The organism is Bradyrhizobium sp. CCH5-F6 (assembly GCF_001556045.1).
Lineage (GTDB): Bacteria > Pseudomonadota > Alphaproteobacteria > Rhizobiales > Xanthobacteraceae > Bradyrhizobium.
Genome location: NZ_LSIC01000177.1, coordinates 53,906 through 72,284, shown reverse-complemented (window position 1 = coordinate 72,284; position 18,379 = coordinate 53,906). Strand labels below are relative to the sequence as shown.

10 protein-coding genes are annotated in these 18,379 nt (G+C 65.9%); 4 read left to right on the top strand and 6 right to left on the bottom strand.

What is annotated here, in order from left to right:
- Window positions 1–278: 278 nt before the first annotated feature.
- The 4 genes from AX729_RS29945 to AX729_RS29935 form a co-directional block, all read right to left on the bottom strand.
- Window positions 279–1,259 (bottom strand): LLM class flavin-dependent oxidoreductase, encoded by a 981-nt coding sequence (locus AX729_RS29945; RefSeq protein ID WP_061027776.1) that lies wholly within the window; start codon window positions 1,257–1,259, stop codon window positions 279–281.
- Complete coding sequence (locus AX729_RS29940; protein WP_061027775.1) at window positions 1,256–1,987, bottom strand: 4'-phosphopantetheinyl transferase family protein; 732 nt, start codon at window positions 1,985–1,987, stop codon at window positions 1,256–1,258. The genes AX729_RS29945 and AX729_RS29940 overlap by 4 nt, the downstream gene beginning before the upstream one ends.
- 243 nt (window positions 1,988–2,230) lie before the next feature.
- Complete coding sequence (locus tag AX729_RS40750; protein WP_197433710.1) at window positions 2,231–2,401, bottom strand: hypothetical protein; 171 nt, start codon at window positions 2,399–2,401, stop codon at window positions 2,231–2,233.
- A gap of 137 nt (window positions 2,402–2,538) precedes the next feature.
- Window positions 2,539–8,982 (bottom strand): non-ribosomal peptide synthetase, encoded by a 6,444-nt coding sequence (locus tag AX729_RS29935; RefSeq protein ID WP_061027774.1) that lies wholly within the window; start codon window positions 8,980–8,982, stop codon window positions 2,539–2,541.
- A 137-nt stretch (window positions 8,983–9,119) separates the two neighbouring features.
- On the opposite strand from AX729_RS29935, the gene AX729_RS29930 reads away from it, so the two are divergent.
- From AX729_RS29930 to AX729_RS29920, 3 genes are all read left to right on the top strand, one after another.
- On the top strand, window positions 9,120–12,584 hold the full coding sequence (locus AX729_RS29930; protein ID WP_061027773.1) for an ATP-binding protein: 3,465 nt from the start codon (window positions 9,120–9,122) through the stop codon (window positions 12,582–12,584).
- 1 nt (window position 12,585) lies between these two features.
- Complete coding sequence (locus AX729_RS29925) at window positions 12,586–13,380, top strand: protein-L-isoaspartate O-methyltransferase family protein (protein ID WP_061027772.1); 795 nt, start codon at window positions 12,586–12,588, stop codon at window positions 13,378–13,380.
- 95 nt (window positions 13,381–13,475) lie between these two features.
- Complete coding sequence (locus tag AX729_RS29920; RefSeq protein WP_061027771.1) at window positions 13,476–14,429, top strand: DUF6492 family protein; 954 nt, start codon at window positions 13,476–13,478, stop codon at window positions 14,427–14,429.
- 54 nt (window positions 14,430–14,483) lie between these two features.
- Here the strand turns inward: AX729_RS29920 and AX729_RS29915 are convergent, their stop codons facing one another.
- Window positions 14,484–15,551: an endo-1,4-beta-xylanase gene (locus tag AX729_RS29915; RefSeq protein WP_061027770.1), complete on the bottom strand. Its 1,068-nt coding sequence runs from the start codon at window positions 15,549–15,551 to the stop codon at window positions 14,484–14,486.
- Complete coding sequence (locus AX729_RS29910; protein WP_061027769.1) at window positions 15,548–16,636, bottom strand: glycosyltransferase family protein; 1,089 nt, start codon at window positions 16,634–16,636, stop codon at window positions 15,548–15,550. The genes AX729_RS29915 and AX729_RS29910 overlap by 4 nt, the downstream gene beginning before the upstream one ends.
- Window positions 16,637–16,899: 263 nt before the next feature.
- Between AX729_RS29910 and AX729_RS29905 the strand changes: the two genes are divergently transcribed.
- Entirely contained in the window at window positions 16,900–18,336 is a 1,437-nt protein-coding gene (locus tag AX729_RS29905; protein WP_061027768.1) for a lipopolysaccharide biosynthesis protein, read from the top strand.
- The last annotated feature ends 43 nt before the right edge of the window (window positions 18,337–18,379 follow it).

Sequence of the window (18,379 nt, the reverse complement as noted above, 5' to 3'; positions counted from 1 at the left end):
CCCTCAGGATGAGGGCGGAGTGCGCGGCAGCAGTTTCAACGGGCACTGACGCCAATTAGCCTCATCCTGAGGAGGCGCGTAAGCGCCGTCTCGAAGGACGAGGCGCGCGCTCAGGCCCTGCCAAGAACTCATCTGCGATAGCCCTGCCGCGTGCGGGGAGAGGGAGAAGAACCTGGTCTAAAGCGCGATGCGATTAGGACGAATCGTTATCGCGCTTTAGGTTGTTGTTTAAGCATGATCTTTTCGGAAAACCGCTGCGCACTTTTCCGGATCATGCTTTAGAACATCCCGCTCGCTGCGAGCGCCTTGCAGACGTGCTGCATCTCGGCCTCGTCGGCCACCATGTCCAGCATGATCGTGGTCAGGCCCTTCGCCGCAAACTGCTTCAGCTTCGCGCCGATCTCGTCATAGCTGCCGACGAGATAGGGGCAGTCGGCCTGGAAGGTCAGGAACGGCAACAGCCAGTAGCCGTTGTCCTGAAGCTCGCCGCTTTGCCCCTCATAGAGCCGGCGCTTCCACACGGAATCGCTGTTCTCCACCGTGAGCGCGAGCAGCACGCGATCATCGGGATTGTCGGAGAAGCGCGCCTTTGCGGCCTGCCGCGCCTCGTCGCGGTCCGCGCGCGCGAAAATTCCAAAGTTCATGCCTGCTGCGTCGAGCCCGCGATCGAGGTCGGGCGGCAGCATCTGCATCTTGATGCAGCCGGTGTCGTTCGCGGCGCGCTGGGCCGCCTCGGATTGGCCGGCGATCAGGAACTCCGGCTTCAGCTCGGCGGGAAAGCGAGGGCGAAGTTGCAGATTGCTGGCGCGGTAGAACCGGCCCGCGAAATTGACCGGCCGCGGGCTTGCCAGCAACTGCCGCATCAGCGCGACGTATTCGCCGAGCCGAACGTATCGATCGGCATGCGCTTGGTCGTCGCCCAGCCCGTGCAAGTCGCTGACCGCCGTCCCCGTGATCATGTTGAGATAGACCTTGCGGCCGTAGAGCTGCGCGAAGGACGAAACGAACTTCGCGGCCGTGAACGGGTGCATGTAGACCGGATTGACGGCGATCAGCGGCGAGGATCGTGTCGTCTCTGCCATGATGTGCTGGGCCATCGCCCAGGGTTCGACGAACGCGTCGTTGCCTTCGAACAGCAGGATGCCTTCGAAGCCGTTGCGATCGGCGAACTGGGACACCCGCATCAGCTCGCCGACATAGGCCTTGGGATCGCGGTTGCGGGAGATCGCGGGAAAGATACGCAGCCGCGAGGCCGTCATTCCGCCGCTTCCCGGAGCGGCCAGGCATTGCGGCTGATGGGCAGGCCGCCGTCCGCGCGTGAGCCGTCGGCGATCGCCAGGCGGTGCGAGGGCGATGGCGAGCACAGCGAGAAGCGCCAGCGGTCCGGGTCGTCGGCGATGTCGGGCTTGAAGCTGATCTCGATGGCCTTGCCCGACACCTGCATCGCGAAGGCGTCGAGCGGCAAATTGAGCCCGAAGCCCCTGGCCTTCAGATAGGCCTCCTTGAGCGTCCAATAATCGAAAAAGCGTTCGATCGCTGCGGGTTCCGGCAGCGCGCGCAGCGTCTCGACCTCCTCCGGCGCAAAGAAGCGAAGCGCAGTCGAGAGCGGCGCGACGCGCCGCGACACGGTTTCGACGTCGACCCCGACGGCCTCATGGCGCGACACCACGCAGGCGACGCAGCCGTCGGCATGTGACAGGCTGAAATGCAGCGGGGTCGGGGTGACCGGCGCCGCGACGAACGGCCGCCCATAGTGGCCCGCGCCGAACGACCAGTCGGAGGGCGCGACGTTGGAGGCGACCTGCGACAGCGCCAGGCGCAACATGGCGTGCGCGAAGATGTACTGCCGTCGATGCCGCTCGAACATGAAGCGATCGGCCCGGGCCCGTTCCTCGACCGAGAGCATGCGCCGGTACGCCTCGACCGCGCCCGGCGCGTCGATGGTCTCGATCAGCCCGACAAAGAGTTCAATTCTGTCGTCTGCCATCAAATGATCCAAGGCGTCAGGCGAGGCCCAATCCCCGGTCCCGACTGAAGAATCAGCTCAGCAAGAATCAACCGTGAGAACTCTTCCTAACGGTCCACCCGGGCGAATTCTTGTCGATTTCCAGGCCGGTTTACAGGCGCAAGCTTGTGCGAGACCCCGACTCGACGAGCGAGCGGCCCAACCCCTAAAGCGAAAGCCCGAAAGTTGAGGTCCAGCGATTCGTGCGGCGTCCCGGCCGGCGAATTATTTCTTCTTCTTCTTCGCCTTCTTCGATCCGCCCAGCAACGCCAGGCTGGCGTCGACGTCCTTGAGCGCCGACTGCAGCTTCTTCTTCTCTTGGGTCAGCAACTTTTGCAGGGCCTTGCGGTCCTTGTCGCTCAACGCGGTGCCCTTGGTAAATTTGATGAAACCCATAACACTCCCCCGATTTGAAAATAATCGTCCAAATCAAAACGCGGGAATAATCTCGCGCGGCGACGCCGAATAATCAAGACGCAACTTGATCATTCACACCTTTGGCTCGTGAAGCCGCGCTCGTCCGTGTGACGCGCTCAGGCCGCCCTGCGAGCGAGCAACCGGCCGAGCGGTGCGTCGGGTTGGGCGAGGGCCGCCGTCAGCAGCGCGACGAGATCCTCCATCCACTTGCCGATCATTCGCCCCTCGAGCAACTCGCGCTTGTAGTTGCATGAGCCGGTGATGCCGGTCGGGCGTTCCTTGAGCATCAGCGACAGCCACGTCTGGTCGATCGGAAGCACCGGTTGGCCTTCGCGCGCGATGTTACCGATAGATCCTGTCGCGAGATCCGGGAGATCGAGCGGCTGGCGCAGCGGATTCTGTAGCGTGAAGTAGACCTGGAGCAGCGAGGCCGGATCGACCCCCTCCCGCTCCAGATGATCGGCGAGGACATTGAACGGCAGCTCCTGCCGCGCATGGGCGTCGAGCACGCTCTGGCGCACCCGCGCCAGGGCCTGCGCGAACGACAGGTCCGGCGTGATTGTCGTGCGGATGATCACCGTGTTCTCGAACGGACCGATGATTCGGTCGGTGTCCGGCTGGGCACGATTGGCCATGGCGGTCGCGACCATGATGTCGGTGCGGCCGGTCCGGGCCAGCAGCATGGCCTTCAGACCAGTGAGCAGGCACATGAACAGGGTGGCGCTTTGCTGGCCGGCGAATGCCGTGAGCCGGCCGACCAGCTCACGTTCGAGGCCGACCGGGTGATGTCCGGTGGACGCGCCCGGGCGCGCTTCGCCGTCGAAGAGGGGCCCCGCTCCGCGCAGATTCTCGGTCCATTCGGCGGCCTGACGGCGCGCGGCGTCGGTGCCGCACCACCAGCGCTGCCAGCGTGCGACAGCTGCAAAGGCCGGAGGTTGCTGCGGCAATGGCACCGACGGATATCCGGCCAGCGCCGCATAACGGTTCGACAATTCCTCGAATAGCAGGCCGATCGACCAGCCGTCGACGATAGCGTGATGCAGCGTCAGCAGCAGGACATGATCGTCGTCGTGGAGCCGCAACAACCGGGCGCGCAGCAGCGGCGCACGCGCGGTGTCGATCGGGGTATAGGTCTCCCGCTCGATCAAGAGACCGATCTTCCTGAGTTCGAGCGCCTTGCGTCGCTTGTTGTTATGGGGATGACCGTCGCCGATCGTCTCGACCGTCATGACACGGCCAAGCGTGCGAGGCGGTACGATGCGGCCTTCGGGCTCATCGCCGTTCCAGGCGAACGCGGTCCGCAGCGATTCGTGCCGGCGCACGACATCATCGATCGCCTTGGCCAGGGCGGCCGAATCGAGCGGGCCCTCGAGACGGAAGGCGAAGGGCAGGTTGAACAGCGGCAGCCCCGGCAGATTCCGCTCGATCCGCAGCATCTGGTCCTGCGCGATGGAAAGCGCTGGAGGCCCGCTCGCAGCCAATCGCGGCCCGCTTGCGGCTGGCTTGTGCGGCCTCGACGCCGCGGCCTCGTCCACCCGCCGGGCAAGCTCCTCGATCGTCGGTGCCTCGAAGATGGTCTTGATCGGCAGCGACAGGCCGAGCGCGCGGGCGACGCGCGCCATCGCCTGGCCAGCCAGCAGCGAATGGCCGCCGAGGTCGAAGAAATTGTCGGTGACACGGATGCTCTCGACCTTCAGCAGGTCGATCCAGATGTCGGAGAGCACTTTTTCGGTGAAGCGCCGCGCAGGCATTGCCGCATCCGGCCGGGACGTTTCCGGCGGGGCGGACGCCAGCAGCGCGGACCGGTCGATCTTGCCATGAGCGTTGAGCGGCACCTGATCCAGGAACAGGAAGGCGGACGGGATGGCGTGGGCCGACAGCCTGCCCTTCAGGAACTCGCGCAACTCGCTGGCGCTGCTCCGGCTGCCGGGCCTTGCGACGACATGGGCGATCAGCCTGACGTCGCCGCTCGCCTCGCGGCGGGGCTCGACGACGCCGACGCGCACATTCGGATGCTCGGCAAGCACGTTCTCGATCTCCTTGAGCTCGATGCGGTAGCCGCGAACCTTGACCTGATGATCGGCGCGGCCGAGGCACTCGATCGTGCCGTCGGCGCGGCGGCGGGCGAGGTCGCCGGTCCGGTACAGCCGGCCAGCAGCCTGGCGCGAGAACGGATCGGGCAGGAAGCGCTGCTTGTTCTGCGCGGGATCGTTGATATAGCCGCGTCCGACACCGGCGCCGCCGATGCAGAGCTCGCCGGTGACGCCGACCGGCTGCGGCTCAAGGTTGGCGTCGAGCACGTAGAGCTGGGTGTTCGGCAGCGGCGCGCCGACCGGAACGTTGCCCGTCGCGGTCGCCGGCGGCTTGGTCAGGCGATGCAGGGAGACGTCGTCGGAGCATTCCGACGCGCCATAGGCATTGATCATCGGCACTCTCGGGCAGCGGGCGAACCAGGCGCGGCAGAGGTCGACGGGCAACGGCTCTCCGGTCGAGATCAGCAGCCGCAATCTGGAGAAGGCGCGCAGCATCGGCGCCTCGTCCATGCGATCGAGAATGACTCGCAGCAGCGAAGGCACGATCTCGAGCACCGTGACGCCCTCGCGCTCCATCTCCTGCGCCAGCAGGATCGGGTCCTGCACGATCGCGTTGCCGCAGACATGCACGCGCGCGCCGACCATCGGCCCGGCCAGGAACTGCCAGACCGAGATGACGAAGCTCTGCGGCGCGGTCTGCGCGATCACGTCCGTGGCGGAGAGGTCGAGTTCGGAGATGAGCGCGGCCAGATGGTTCGACAGGCCGCGCTGCTCGATCATGACGCCCTTCGGCGCGCCGGAGGAGCCGGACGTATAGATGAGATAGGCGAGGCTGGAGGCGGCCCGCGGTGCGGCGCGAGCGGGCCTGGTCACCCCTGAGGCAATCGCGTCTTCAAGCGCGGCCACCTGGATGCGTTCGACCAGCGGCTCGAGCAGGGCCTCGACCATGGCGGACTGAGCCCGTCCGGTCAGCAGCACGCGGGCACAGCTCGATCCGAGGATGGTCGCGAGGCGGGTCGGCGGCAGGGCCGGATCGAGATTGAGGAAGGCCGCGCCGACGCGCTGCACCCCGATCATCGCGGCGAGCAGATCGGGTCCGCGCTCCGCCAGCAAGGCGACCACCGTCTCGGCGCCGACGCCTTGGCCGGCCAGCCAGTGCGCGATCGCCTGGCTGCGGCGCTCCAGCTCGCGATAGGTCAGGCAGGTGCTGCCGTCCGACACCGCAACAGCGTTCGGCGTCTTCTTCGCCTGGCGGTCGAAGCCCTCGACCAGATTGCCGCGCTTGGCGAAATCGGCCGGCACGCCCCGGCCTTGCGCCAGCAGTCGACGGCGTTCGGACTCTGTCAGGAGCGGCAGGCGCGAGATGCGCTGCTCCGGATTGGCGACGGCCGCCTTCAGCAGCGTCTTGAACTGCGCGGCCATGCCTTCGATCGTCGCGGCGTCGAACAGATCGGTGGCGTATTCGAAGAAGCCGGTGAAGCGCCCATCGGCCTCGACCAGTTCGAGCGTGATGTCGAAGCGCGCGACTTTGGGATCGACTTCCAGACGCCGCGTCGACAAGCCCGGAAAGCGTGCCGTCTCGATGGAGGCGTTCTGAAGGATGAACATGATCCGGAACAGCGGGTTGCCGTCGCTCCGCCGCGCGATCTGCAACGCGCGCAACACCTCCTCGATCGGCAGGTCCTGGTTGCGGTAGGCGTCCAGCGTGACCTGCCGCACCCGCCGCAACATCTCGCCGAAGCTCGGATCGCCGCCAAAATCATTGCGCAGGATCAGGGTGTTGGCGAACAGCCCGATCAGCCGCTCGCTCTCGATCTGGTTGCGGTTGGCGATCAACGAGCCCGTGGCGACATCCTCATGCGAGGTGTGGCGGAACAGCAGGCACTGGAAAGCCGCGAGCAGCGTCATGAACGGTGTGACGCCCTGGTTCTGGCTCAGCGCGCGCAGGTCTGCCGACAGCGGCCCGGAGATTTCGAGATAGTGGCGCGCGCCGTGCCCGCTCCAGACTTCCGGCCTCGGCCTGTCGGTTCGGAGCGGCAGCGTGGTCACGTCGTTGAGCTGGGCCGTCCAATAGTCGAGCTGCTCCTTCGCCGCCGGCGTCCGCGCCCAGCTCTGCTGCCAGAGCGCGAAGTCTCGATACTGGAAGGCAGGCGCAGGCAGTGCCGCCGGCTGCTTCTTGCGCGCCGCAGCGTAATGGACGGCGAGCTCCTCCCAGAACAGCCGCTGCGACCAGCCGTCTGTGACGAGGTGATGGACGTTGACCACCAGCGCGTGGCTGTTCTTGTCGAACGACAGCAGCGTGACCTTCAGCGGCGGCTCGCGGGCGAGGTCGAACGGATATTGCGCCAGCTTGAGCGCCAAGCGCTTGACGGTCGCGATCTGCTTCTCCGCAGGGCAGGGCTTGAGCTTGATGCGCTCGAACCGCGGCGGCGATGACAGCACGAGCTGTAGCGGCTCGCCCTGGCGTTCGATGAAGACCGAGCGCAGCGCCTCGTGACGCGTGCAGATCGCAGCGAGGCTCTCAGAAAGCGCGGCGACGTCGACCGCGCCTTTGAGGAGCGCGACTTCGACGACGTTGTAATTGTAGCGGGTCGGGTCGAGCCGCGAGAGGAGGTACATCCGCTGCTGCTGGAACGACAGCGGCGCGTCGGCGGCCGCAACGTGCTGCCAGGCCGGCAGCGCAGTTTCGCGCCGGCTTGCTGCGGTTTCGATCCGGGCCGCAAGTGCCGTGACCGTCGGGCAATCGAAGATGTCTTCGAACGAGAAGTCGACATCGAAGCGTTCGCGCAGCCGCGAGCGCATCTGTGTCACCGCGAGCGAGTCCGCACCGAGCGCGAAGACGTCCTGGTCGGCACCGACCTGCGGTAGCTCCAGAAGATCAGCCCAGATCCCGGCGAGCTGGGTCTCCATCGCATTGCGCGGCAGCCGGGTCTCGTCACTGCCTTCTGCCGTCGCGATCAGCGCGGCCAGGGCGTTGCGTTTGACCTTGCCGCTGGCGCCTTTCGGCAGCGCGGCCACGCTGCGGATCAGGCTCGGCACCTTGTAGGCTGCGAGCCGCTTGCGCGCGAACTGGCGCAGCTGGTCCGAGCTCGCCTCGGAATTCGGTCTCAGCACCACGACGGCGGCGACATTCTCGCCGAGCTTCTCGTGCGGGACGGCGAACACGCCGGCCTCCAGCACCGCCGGATGGTTCAGCAGGACGTCCTCCACCTCGAGCGGCGAGATCTTCTGCCCGCCGCGGTTGATGACGTCCTTGAGACGGCCGACGATGAAGAGATAGCCGTCGGCATCGAGATAGCCGAGGTCGCCGGTCCGGAACCAGCCATCGCGGAACGCCGCTTGCGTCGCCGCATCGTCATTATAGTAGCCGCGGCTCATGTTCGGCCCGCGCAGCATGATTTCGCCGCGCTCGCCGCTTGCGAGCGCGCGGCCGGTCTCGTCCATGATCGCGATCTCGGGCCCGGCGGCGCGGCCGACCGACCCGACCTTGCGCAGCTCGAACGGATTGGCCGCGATCTGCGAGGCCGCTTCGGTCATGCCATAGGTTTCGAGCACGGGAACGCTGAACGTCGCCTCCAGCCCTCCCAGGATCGCAGGCGCGAGCGAGGCCGAGGCCGAGCGGATCACGCGCAGCGACGACGACCGCGCACGGTCCGGGTTCGCTTCCGCCGCCGTCAGCAATGCGCGGTGAATCGTCGGCACCGCGGTGTACCAGGTCGGTTGCAGCTCCCGCATCCAGTCGAAGAAGGACGATGCGTCGAAACCGTCGGTGCAGATCACGCTGGAGCCCGCGGCCAGCGCCGTGAGAAGACCGGAGATCAATCCATGAGCATGAAACAGCGGGAGTACGTTGAGCAGGCGATCGCGCGACGTGAGCGACAGCACATCGCCGGCATTGTAGGCGGACAGGCAGACGTTGCGATGGGTGAGCGGTACCATCTTCGGCCGCGCCGCCGTGCCTGACGTCAGGAGGATGAATGCATCGTCCTCGCCACGCGCGCCGCCGCCGGCTTGCGCCGGACCGATCGTCTGGGCGATGAACGCGCAGCCACCGAGATCGTCGACCGGTCCCGCCACGAAATCGATCACGGGGATGTCGAGCGTCCTGGCAGCGTCGCGGCTCGCCGAGTTCATGCCGGCCCGGGTCACGAGCGCCGTCAGCTTCAACTCACTGAAATAGCGTTGAAGCTCGTCCGCCGTCAGATCGGGATTGACGGGGACGCAGGCGCAGGTCGAGGCGACCGCGATCAGCGCCAGCGCACTGTCGGCGCCGCGTGGCAGCGCAACCGCGATGCGGCCTGCCGGGCCGATACCGAGTTCGCGCAAGGTGCGGACCAGTTGCCGGATCGATCCGCCCAGCGCGCCGTAGCTGAGGGGCGGACGGCCGGGGGCGAGGAGTGCGGGCGCCGCCGGTGTCTTGTGGGCATGAAATTCGAGAAGGCCGCTGATATGCGCAAATATGTTGGTTTCGCCCGTCGTACCGGTTGATCCCGCGCCTGCTCCGGATGCAATGTCCGACAACGCCATTCCCTTTTGATCCGATTGAGCTATTCTTCCAAGAAGTTGGGGAACGCGTCCAGTCCGAGGTGAAGTTTTGGCTCCGAAATCTGTGGTTGAAGGGGCCCTGAAGCCCTTCGACGGAGTGATGGTCGGGCAGAATCACCATGCTGGAGAATGAGCCGGACACGGGATCGGAAGGCGAGCTGAGGCGCTGGCTCGAAGGCATCGGCCTCGGGCACTACACCGATCTCTTCGCGCAGCACCGTCTCGATCTCGACGTCCTGGGGGACTTGACCGAGTCCGATCTGGTCGAGCTCGGGTTGCCGCTCGGCGATCGCAAGCGACTTCAGCGGGCCATGGCGGCGCTGTTTCAGGCGGAAACGGCGCCGGCGCCAACTGCGGCGGTGCCTCCACAGCCACGGGCTGAGGTCGGAGCCGAACGGCGCCAGCTTACCACCATGTTCTGCGACATGGTGGATTCCACCTCGCTTTCCGCACGGTTCGATCCGGAAGACGTCCGCGACATGATCGCTGGCTTTCGCGAGACCTGCGTCCGCGTGGTCAAGCATTACGAGGGCTTTGCCGCCCGTTTCGTCGGCGACGGTATCCTGGTCTATTTCGGCTATCCGACCGCACATGAGGACGACGCCGAGCGCGCGGTGCGTGCCGGACTCGAGATCGTGCGGGTGCTGTCGACGGCGCGCGCGGTCGAGCCGCGCGGTGCGCTCGGCCATTCACCCGCCGTCCGCATCGGGATCGCGACCGGCCTCGTCGTGGTCGGCGACCTCGTCGGGCAGGGCACCGAAGAACGCGACTCCGCGGTCGGAGAGACCGTCAATCTCGCTGCGCGCCTGCAAGCCCTGGCGCCGCCCAACGGCGTCGTGATCTCCGCTTCGACGCAGGCGCTGCTGAAGGGCAAGTTCGACTATCACAATCTCGGCGTTCACGAGCTGAAGGGCATCTCCGAGAAGGCGCAGGCCTGGCACGTGGTGCGCGCCTCGCGGGTGGAGACCCGCTTCGCCGCAGCCATGGGCACGCGGCTGACGCCGCTCGTCAACCGCGAGGAGGAGATCGCGCTATTGATGGGGCGCTGGCAGCAGGCCAAGGACGGCGACGGCCAGGTCGTCGTCAAGTTCGGCGAGCCCGGGATCGGCAAGTCGCGCATCATCCAGGAAATCTTCGAGCGGATATCGGGCGACCGCCATGGGCAAGTCTCGCTCCAGTGCTCGCCTTACTACACCTCCACCGCATTCCATCCGTTCGTCGAGCAGCTCAAATTCTCCCTCGGCCTCGACCGGGAGGATTCCTCCGCAGTGTCGCTGGCGAGCCTCGAGACCGCGATCGCCGCCGCTCATGGCGACGTCGAGCAGGTGACGCCGCTGTTTGCCGCGCTGTTGTCGATACCGACCGGCGATCGTTATCCGCCGCTCGGGCTGTCGCCGCAGCAGCAGAAGGACGCGACCGTCGCGGCATTGGTCAGTCACTTCCTCGGCCTTGCGCGCGAGATGCCGCTGGTGGTCGCGTTCGAGGATCTGCACTGGATCGACCCGACCTCCCGCGAGGTGATCGACCTGCTGGTGGAACGCGTGCAGAACCGGCCGATCCTGGTCACCGTCACCGCGCGCTCCGAATTCCAGCCGAGCTGGAACGCGCATTCGCACATCACCACCGTGGTCCTGAACCGTCTGAGCCGGCAGCTCCGCACGACGCTGGTCGAGCGCGTCGCCGGGCGAGAGATGCCCAAGGAGGTCGTCGAGGAGATCATCGTCAAGACCGACGGCGTGCCGCTGTTCCTGGAAGAATTGACCAAGACGGTTCTCGAATCCAACCTGCTGACCGAGCGCAACGGCCGCTACGTGCTGTCGGGGCCGTGGCGGCAGCTCGCAATCCCGGCAACCTTGACGGACTCGCTGATGGCGAGGCTCGACCGGATGGGGCCGTTCAAGCGGATCGCGCAGATCGGCGCCACCATCGGCCGCGAGTTTTCCTACGAGACGCTCCACGCGGTCGCCAACACGCCCGCCGAACAGATCGAGGCTGCGCTCAATCACCTGGAGGAGGCGGGGCTGATCATGCGGCGCGGCCATCCGCCCGACGCGCTCTACTCCTTCAAGCACGTGATGATCCAGAACGCCGCCCATGCGAGCCTCTTGCACAGCGAGCGCCGCAAGCTGCATTCCCGGATCGTCCAGGTGCTCTCCGAAATGTATCCGGAGAAGACCGAGCGCGAACCGGAGCTGCTCGCCCATCATCTGACCGAATCCGGCCAGAGCGAGGGCGCCGCCAGCTTCTGGCTCAAGGCCGGCAAGCAGGCGGCCAAGACAGGTGCCAATCTGGAAGCGATCGGCCATCTGCGCCGGGGCCTCAGCGTCGTGCAGGCCAATGCCCGCATGCAGGGCGCCGACGAAACGGAGCTCGAGCTGCGCATTGCGCTCGGCAACGCGCTGATCGCGGCCAAAGGCTATGCGGTGCAGGAGGTCGAGGAGAACTACATCCGCGCGCTCGAGCTAGGCCAGCAGCTCGATGACGACGAAAAGGCCTTCGCTGCGACCCGGGGCCTTTGGGTCTGCCATTTCATCCGGGCCGATCTCACCCGCGCGCACGATCTCAGCGTCGAGCTGCTGAGGTTCGCCAAGCGCGCGCGGCTGAACGAGCGGGCGAAGCCGGCACAGCAGACCGGGTACCTGATGGAAGCGCACCGCTCGATCGCGATGACCATGCTCTATCGCGGGCGTTTTGCCGCCTCGCAACATCACCTGCATCGCTGTATCAGCCTCTACAGCCCCGATCTGCATTCCGATCTGATGGAGCGGCACGGCACCGATCCCGGCGTCGTCTCGCTGTCCTATCTCGGCTACCTGCTATGGTTCCTCGGCCGACCCGATGCGGCGCGGCAGCACAGCGAGCAGGCGATCGCCAATGCGGAGAAGATGCGTCATCCGTTCACCCTCGCTTTCGCGCTCGTATTCGGGGCGTATCTCTGCCAGCATCTGCGCGACGTCGAGGGCACGCGCGACCACGCCAACCGCGCCATGATCATCGCCACCGAGCACAATTTCCTGCATTGGAAGCAGCAGGCGGCGATCCTGCGCGGCTGGGCGCTGGCGCAGCTCGGCGAAGCCGAAGAAGGGCTCAGCCAGATGCGCCTCGGCCTCGACGAGTACGAGGCGATGGATTCCTGGCTCGCCGGCTGCTGGTTCCGCTGTCTGCTCGCGGAGGCCTATTCAAAGGTCAGGATGCGCGACGCCGCCTTGCGTGCCCTCGACGGTGCGCTCGCGACCGCAAGACGGACCGGCGATCACTCCTACCTCGCCGAAGTCTATCGCCTGCAAGGCGAGATCACGCTATCGGACGGCGAGCCGGCGTCGGTACAGGAGGCCGAGGATCTGTTCGGCCTCTCGCTGGAAGTCGCGCGCAGGCAGGGCGCGCTGTCCTGGGAGCTTCGCACCGCGGCCAGCCTCGCGCGGATATGGCTCGAGACCGGCAAGCGCGAGGCCGCAAGTCTCCTGCTCGTGCCCGTTGTCGGAAAGTTCAGCGAGGGATTCCATACGCCGGACCTGAAGCAGGCGATGCAGCTGGTCAACGAACTCGGCGCGGACGCGTTCGTTCGTGAACAGGCCGCGCCTTGACATGAGCGATCTCGCCGCCGCGCGTGCGCGCTATGTGGAGAGGATTGCAAAACGCGAGCGGATTTCCTCAAAGCGCCTGCTCGAGGCGCTTGCCACCGTCCCGCGCGAGGATTTTCTGCCGAGAGGACCCTGGCGCATCAAGGGCGAGGCGGCGCGCAGCTACCGGCTGACGCGCGATGCCGATCCCATTCATCTCTACGAGAATGTGCTGGTCGCGATCGACGCCCGTCGCAGGCTCGACACGGGGCTGCCGAGCCTGTGGGCGCATTTCATCGACGTGCTCGATGTCGGGGAAAAAGACCGCGTCGTGCAGATCGGCTGCGGACTAGGCTATTTCTCCGCGGTGCTGTCAAAAATGGTTGGTCCGAAGGGCAGCGTATGCGCGATCGAGTGCGACGATCGGCTCGCGGCCCGCGCCGCGAACCACTTGCGCGGATATCGCAACGTCACGGTCGTCAACGGCGACGGATGCGAGGACATCGGCGAGCCCGCCGACGTCATCATCGTGCATGCCGGCTTCTCGCAGCCCCATCCGCTCTGGCTCGAGTCGCTCCGTCCGCGCGGCCGTCTTCTGGTGCCGCTGACCCAGCGGGACCGCGAGGGCGCCGCCCTCAGGATCACGCGCAAGGGCAGGGTGTTTGAGGCCGAGGCGATCCAGCAGATCCGGATATTCCCCGGCCAGGGCCGCGGCACCACCGCGCTCGACGACCGCGTCGCCGATTGGTGGCAGCGGGCGTCAGCCCTGGCGCCGCTGCGCTTTCGCGGCCTCGCGCAGGGGCTGCCGTCGGATGGCTGATACTTCGTGTCGCTTTACCTTGATTGCGATCGCAAGTTTCCAGCGCCCCGCATTGCCGCTATGAGTGCGGGCTGATTGCCATTCGAGCGCGCGCCATGCATTCCGTTGCCCTGCTGACTGCCAGCTACGCCAAGGATATCGAGCGCTTTTCGCTGCTCAGCGAGAGCATCGACACCTGGCTCTCGGGATACACGCGGCATTATGTTCTCGTTAACGATGAGGACGTGCCGCTGTTCGCGCGGTTCGCCTCCGACAAGCGGGTCATCGTTCCGGCCTCGCGCTACCTGCCGAAATGGCTGTTCGCGGTTCCGCCGGCCCTCCAGTTCCTCAGCAGCCGGCGCGTCTGGCTGTCGCTGCTGTCGTCACCCGTGCATGGCTGGCACATCCAGCAGATCCTGAAGATCGCCGGGGTCCTCAATGCGCCCGAGCAGCGCGTCTGCATCCTGGATTCGGACAATCTGTTCTTCCGCGAATTCGACGTCAGCCAGTACGCCGGCGGTGAGAAGACGCCCCTCTTCGTCACCCGCAAGGCGATCGGCGCGGACCACCCGGTGCATGGCGTGTGGCTCCGCACCGTGGATCAACTTCTTGGGATCGAGCAGCGCTCGTTCCCGGCAGACGATTATGTCGGCAACGCGCTGGTCTGGGACAAGGGCACCGCGCGTGCGATGACCGACGCCATCAAGTCGGCGACGGGCCTCAGCTGGGCGCTTGCACTGTGCCGGAAGAAGAAGTTCTCGGAATACCTGCTGTACGGCATTTTCGTCGACAATTCGCCCGAGCATCTGGCGACCCATCGGGTCACCGAAGACAGCATCGCGGTCTCGCACTGGGATGACACGCCGCTCGACCGCCCGTCCATCGAGGCGATGATGCGCACGGCCTCGCCCGAGCAGGTCGCGCTTTGCATCCAGTCCTATTCGTCGACCTCGATCGACGACATCCGCGACGTGTTCCGCCTCAGCTCGCGCGACCGTCGCAGCCCGAGCCTGTCGCCCGACCATATGGAAGATGCGGCCGAGTTCGAAGTGAAGGCACGCCAGAGCTGAAATCTGCGAGCTGTTGATCTCGGATTACATCTCCCCGACTGGAGAGATGAATCCTCAAGCGTCCTTCGTGAACTTGCTGATGACGTCCATGAACGGCTTCGGCTTGAACTCGCCATCGAGCGGCAGCGGACGGTTCGGCTGCTTGTCCTTGCGGGCGAAGGTGCCGTTGATCCAGCTGTAGCGGTCCGAGATGCCCCAGGTCAGGATCGAGCGCACCGGCCCGCTGGTCGAGATCGCCGTCAGCAGATCGTCGACGCGCTTGGCGACGATGGCGTCCCGCTCTGCCGGTGTCCCCGTGAGCTTCTGGTCGTCGACGTCGAGCTCGGTGACGAGCACTTCGAGCCCCCAGGAACGCAGCTCGGCGACGAACTCGGCGAGCCCGTGCGTGTCGATCTCGAGCTCGGCGTGCAGATGCGATTGCAGACCCACGGCGTGGAGCGGAACCCCCTGGTCGAGCAAGTCCATGATGAGGTTACGATAGGCTGCCCTTTTGGCGATGAACGAATCTTTCGCCGACTCGATGTCGTATTCGTTGATCGCGAGCTTGACGAAGGGATCGGCCGCGGCCGCCGTGCGGAATGCCAGCGGAATCCAGCGTTGACCCAGATGCTGCGTCCAGAACGTGTCGCGCCGGTCCTTCGGACTGCTGGGATTGTCCGGAATCGGCTCGTTGACGACGTCCCACGACGTCAGCTTGTCCTTGTAGTAGGAGACGACGGTGCCGATGTGGTCGAGATACGCGCGCTCGACGCCCTTGGTGTCCTTGATCTGCTTGGTCCAGTCCGGAATGTCGTGATACCAGGCGAGCGCGTGGCCGCGCATCGTAAGATCGTTCGCCCGCGCGAAATCCAGGATTGCGTCGGCACGTTCGAAGGCGAACGTATGCGCGTCCGGCCGCAGCATCGGCCATTTCAGCTCGAGCACCGGCACCACCTGCGTGCAATAGGTGCTGATGGCCTCGCCGAGCCTGGGATCGGCTTGCAGGTCCCAGAGCGTCGCCGCGGCGCCAAAGCCGGGACGGCGCTGGGCGCGTTTCGATGCCGGCACGGCGGACGCAGATGCGCCTGCCGCGAGCACAGCGGCACTGCCGAGGAGAAATTCGCGTCTGTCGAGCCTAATCACGCGTGACGCTGCATCGCCGCTTCGGCGATCTCGTAATAGTGAAGCGCGCCCTTTTCGAGCGTCAGGTGGTCCAGCACATAGTCGCGCGGCGCGAAGTCGCCCGCGCCGACCTGCGACCAGAAGCGACCCCAACCGGCGTTGAAGCCGTCCGCATCGGCGAAGGTCATGCCGCAGCGCCCGTCGAAATAGGGCACCGAGGACACGTCGCCTTCGAACCTCACCTTGTCCGGGAAATATTTCGGATCCTGCCACGGACCGCCACGGTCCCAGGCAAAGACAGGAACGCCGCTCGACAGCGCCTGCTGGCAGGCGATGCCCTGGCTTTCGTGCTCGCAGAGGAAGACCATGCTGCGGCAACGCGCCAGCGCGGCCCTGTAATCGTCTTCCTTGTAGTGCCCGTAGCGGATCACTTCGACGGTACGGCCGCTTGCCTCGAGATGTCTGCGGATCGGCTCGATCAGCTCTCGCTCGTACCGGTCGCGATCCCAGCGCACCTTGTCGTAGAGCAACACGTCGACGCTCTTCCGATCCGCCGGCGCGGGTGTCCACAGATCGGTCTCGATGCCGACGGGCCAGGCGCCGACATGGGGCCAGTGCGGACGGAACATGTCGGCATACCAGGCGCACGGCACCAGCACGCGCCTCACATCGAGGTCCTTCAGACTCTCCGGCGCATCGATCGGGTGGTCATACATGGCGACGCCGAGCAGGAGCGGGTTCTTCCACTTGAACCAGTCGAGCACGAACGGCCGGCCGATGATGCAGGCCAGTTCCTCGGGGTGCTTCCGGATGTAGCGATAGTCGTTGACGCGATAGCGGATGCCGAGCCGATCGAGGCCCGCGCACAGATTGAGCAGGACGCGCCGCTGTCCGCTGACGAAGGACTTGCCCAGCAGCAAGCGTCGCAGCAGCGGCCGGAGATGACGGTCGCCGGGGAACCAGCGGTCGTCCCGTTCTTCGAAAAAGAGGTTGAGGACCATCCTGTCGCGGCCTCCTGCGCCGACATCCGGAGGAACCGCAGGCACGTCGGTGCCGCGGCGCGGCAGCGGGGCCGGTCTCACCAGGGTTGGTTCGGCAACGTCCATGTCGGTCACATCAGCGCATCGGAGGAGTCGAGCGACGCTTCGCCATCATTGCTCCTTTTCCGTGATCGCGCCGGCCGCTTCAAGGACAGGGCAAATTTAACGCTAACGCGCGATAACCGCGCGCTCGCTCCATTCGCGATCCGATTTGCAGGCTTATGCGGCTATCTTTGCCGATGCCAGCGCCGCAATCCGATCGTCACAACAAAGTCCAACTGCCTTAACGTCTCGTTAATCCTGATGGCCGCCAACGGTCCCGTCCTCGCATGCTGAACCGCCATTTCTCGATCTACCTGGTCGCCTACATCCTGCCTGCGGCGGTGGGGTTCTTCGCTGTTACGGCCTATACGCGGCTGCTGAGCCCGGCGGAGTACGGCGTCTATGTCGTCGGCATCAGCCTTGCGGGCATTCTGGGCGCGGTCTTCTTCGCCTGGATCAAGCTGTCGGTCTCCCGCTATCAGGCGATGTCGGCGGAGGTCGATTTTCGCGGCACGGCGATTGTCGCCTTCGCGCTCACGGCTGCGGTGCTCTGCGCCACCACACCGCTGGTCTTCCTGCTCCGCAGCGATGTGAGCGTCGAGCTGTTGCTCGCCAGCATGTTCGTGGCGATCATGGCCAATGCCGTCGATGTCGGCCAGGAGTTCGAACGCGCCAAGTTGCGTCCCTACCGCTTCGCGATGATCTCGATCGTGCGCAGCGTCTCCAGCGTCGGCTTCGGTCTGCTCGGCATCTGGCTCGGCTGGGGAGGCGTGGGGCTGCTCGCCGCGTTTGGTCTGGGGTCGCTCGCCGGCATCATCCTGAATATCGTCGGCGACCGCACCAGGATCGCGCGCTTCCAGCGCAGCCAGTTCATGCAGCTGGCGCGCTACGGCCTGCCGCTGACGCTGGCCGGACTGTCCGTTGCCGTCTATTCGGCCTGCGACCGGCTCATTGTCGCCTATCTGCTCGGCAAGGACGCTGCCGGCATCTTCGGCGTTGCCGCCGATCTGCCACGCCAGTTCATGGTCATGATCGCATCCAGCGTCGCCGCGGCGACCGTGCCGCTGGTGTTCCGGTCATTGTCCGAGAAAAACGCCGAAACGACACGCCAGCGGCTGACCGAAAGCCTCGAGCTGCTGCTCGTCGTCGTTGCGCCCGTGGCCGTCTGGCTCGCGCTCGCCGCGGACCAGGTCGCCGGCACGCTGGTCGGCATCGACTTCCGCGCCGGCGTCTCGGCGCTGCTGCCGACATTGGTACTCGCCCGCTTGTTCGGCATCGCCAATCAATTTTATGTGCAGATCAGCTTTCAGCTCGCCGAACGGCCCTTCATGCTGGCGGCGCAATCCTTTCTCACGCTCGTGGTCAGCGTGATCCTGATGTTCGCGCTGATCGCCGGCCATGGCCTTTACGGCGCGGCGCTGGCGACGCTGGCGACCGAGGCGATCGGCCTGCTCGTTGCCGTCGTCCTGATGCATCGCGCCCATCCGGTCCCGTTCGAGCTCAATCGCCTCGCCGGCGTTGCCGCCTCCGCAGCGGTGATGGCGGCGGCGATCCTGGTCGCGCGATCGCAAGCGGGCGGCACCGGCCTCGTGTCGCTCGTCGTCGTCAGTCTCGCCGGCGGCCTTGCCTATGCCGCCGCGGCCTGGCTGCTGAATGTTGCGAACGTGCGAACGCTGTCGCTGCGCTTCCTGCGAACGTTGAACCGCAAGGCGCTCGGCGTCTAGCGAGCATCGGGCGGCGTGCCTCCGCCCGGCGCCAGCCCGCATG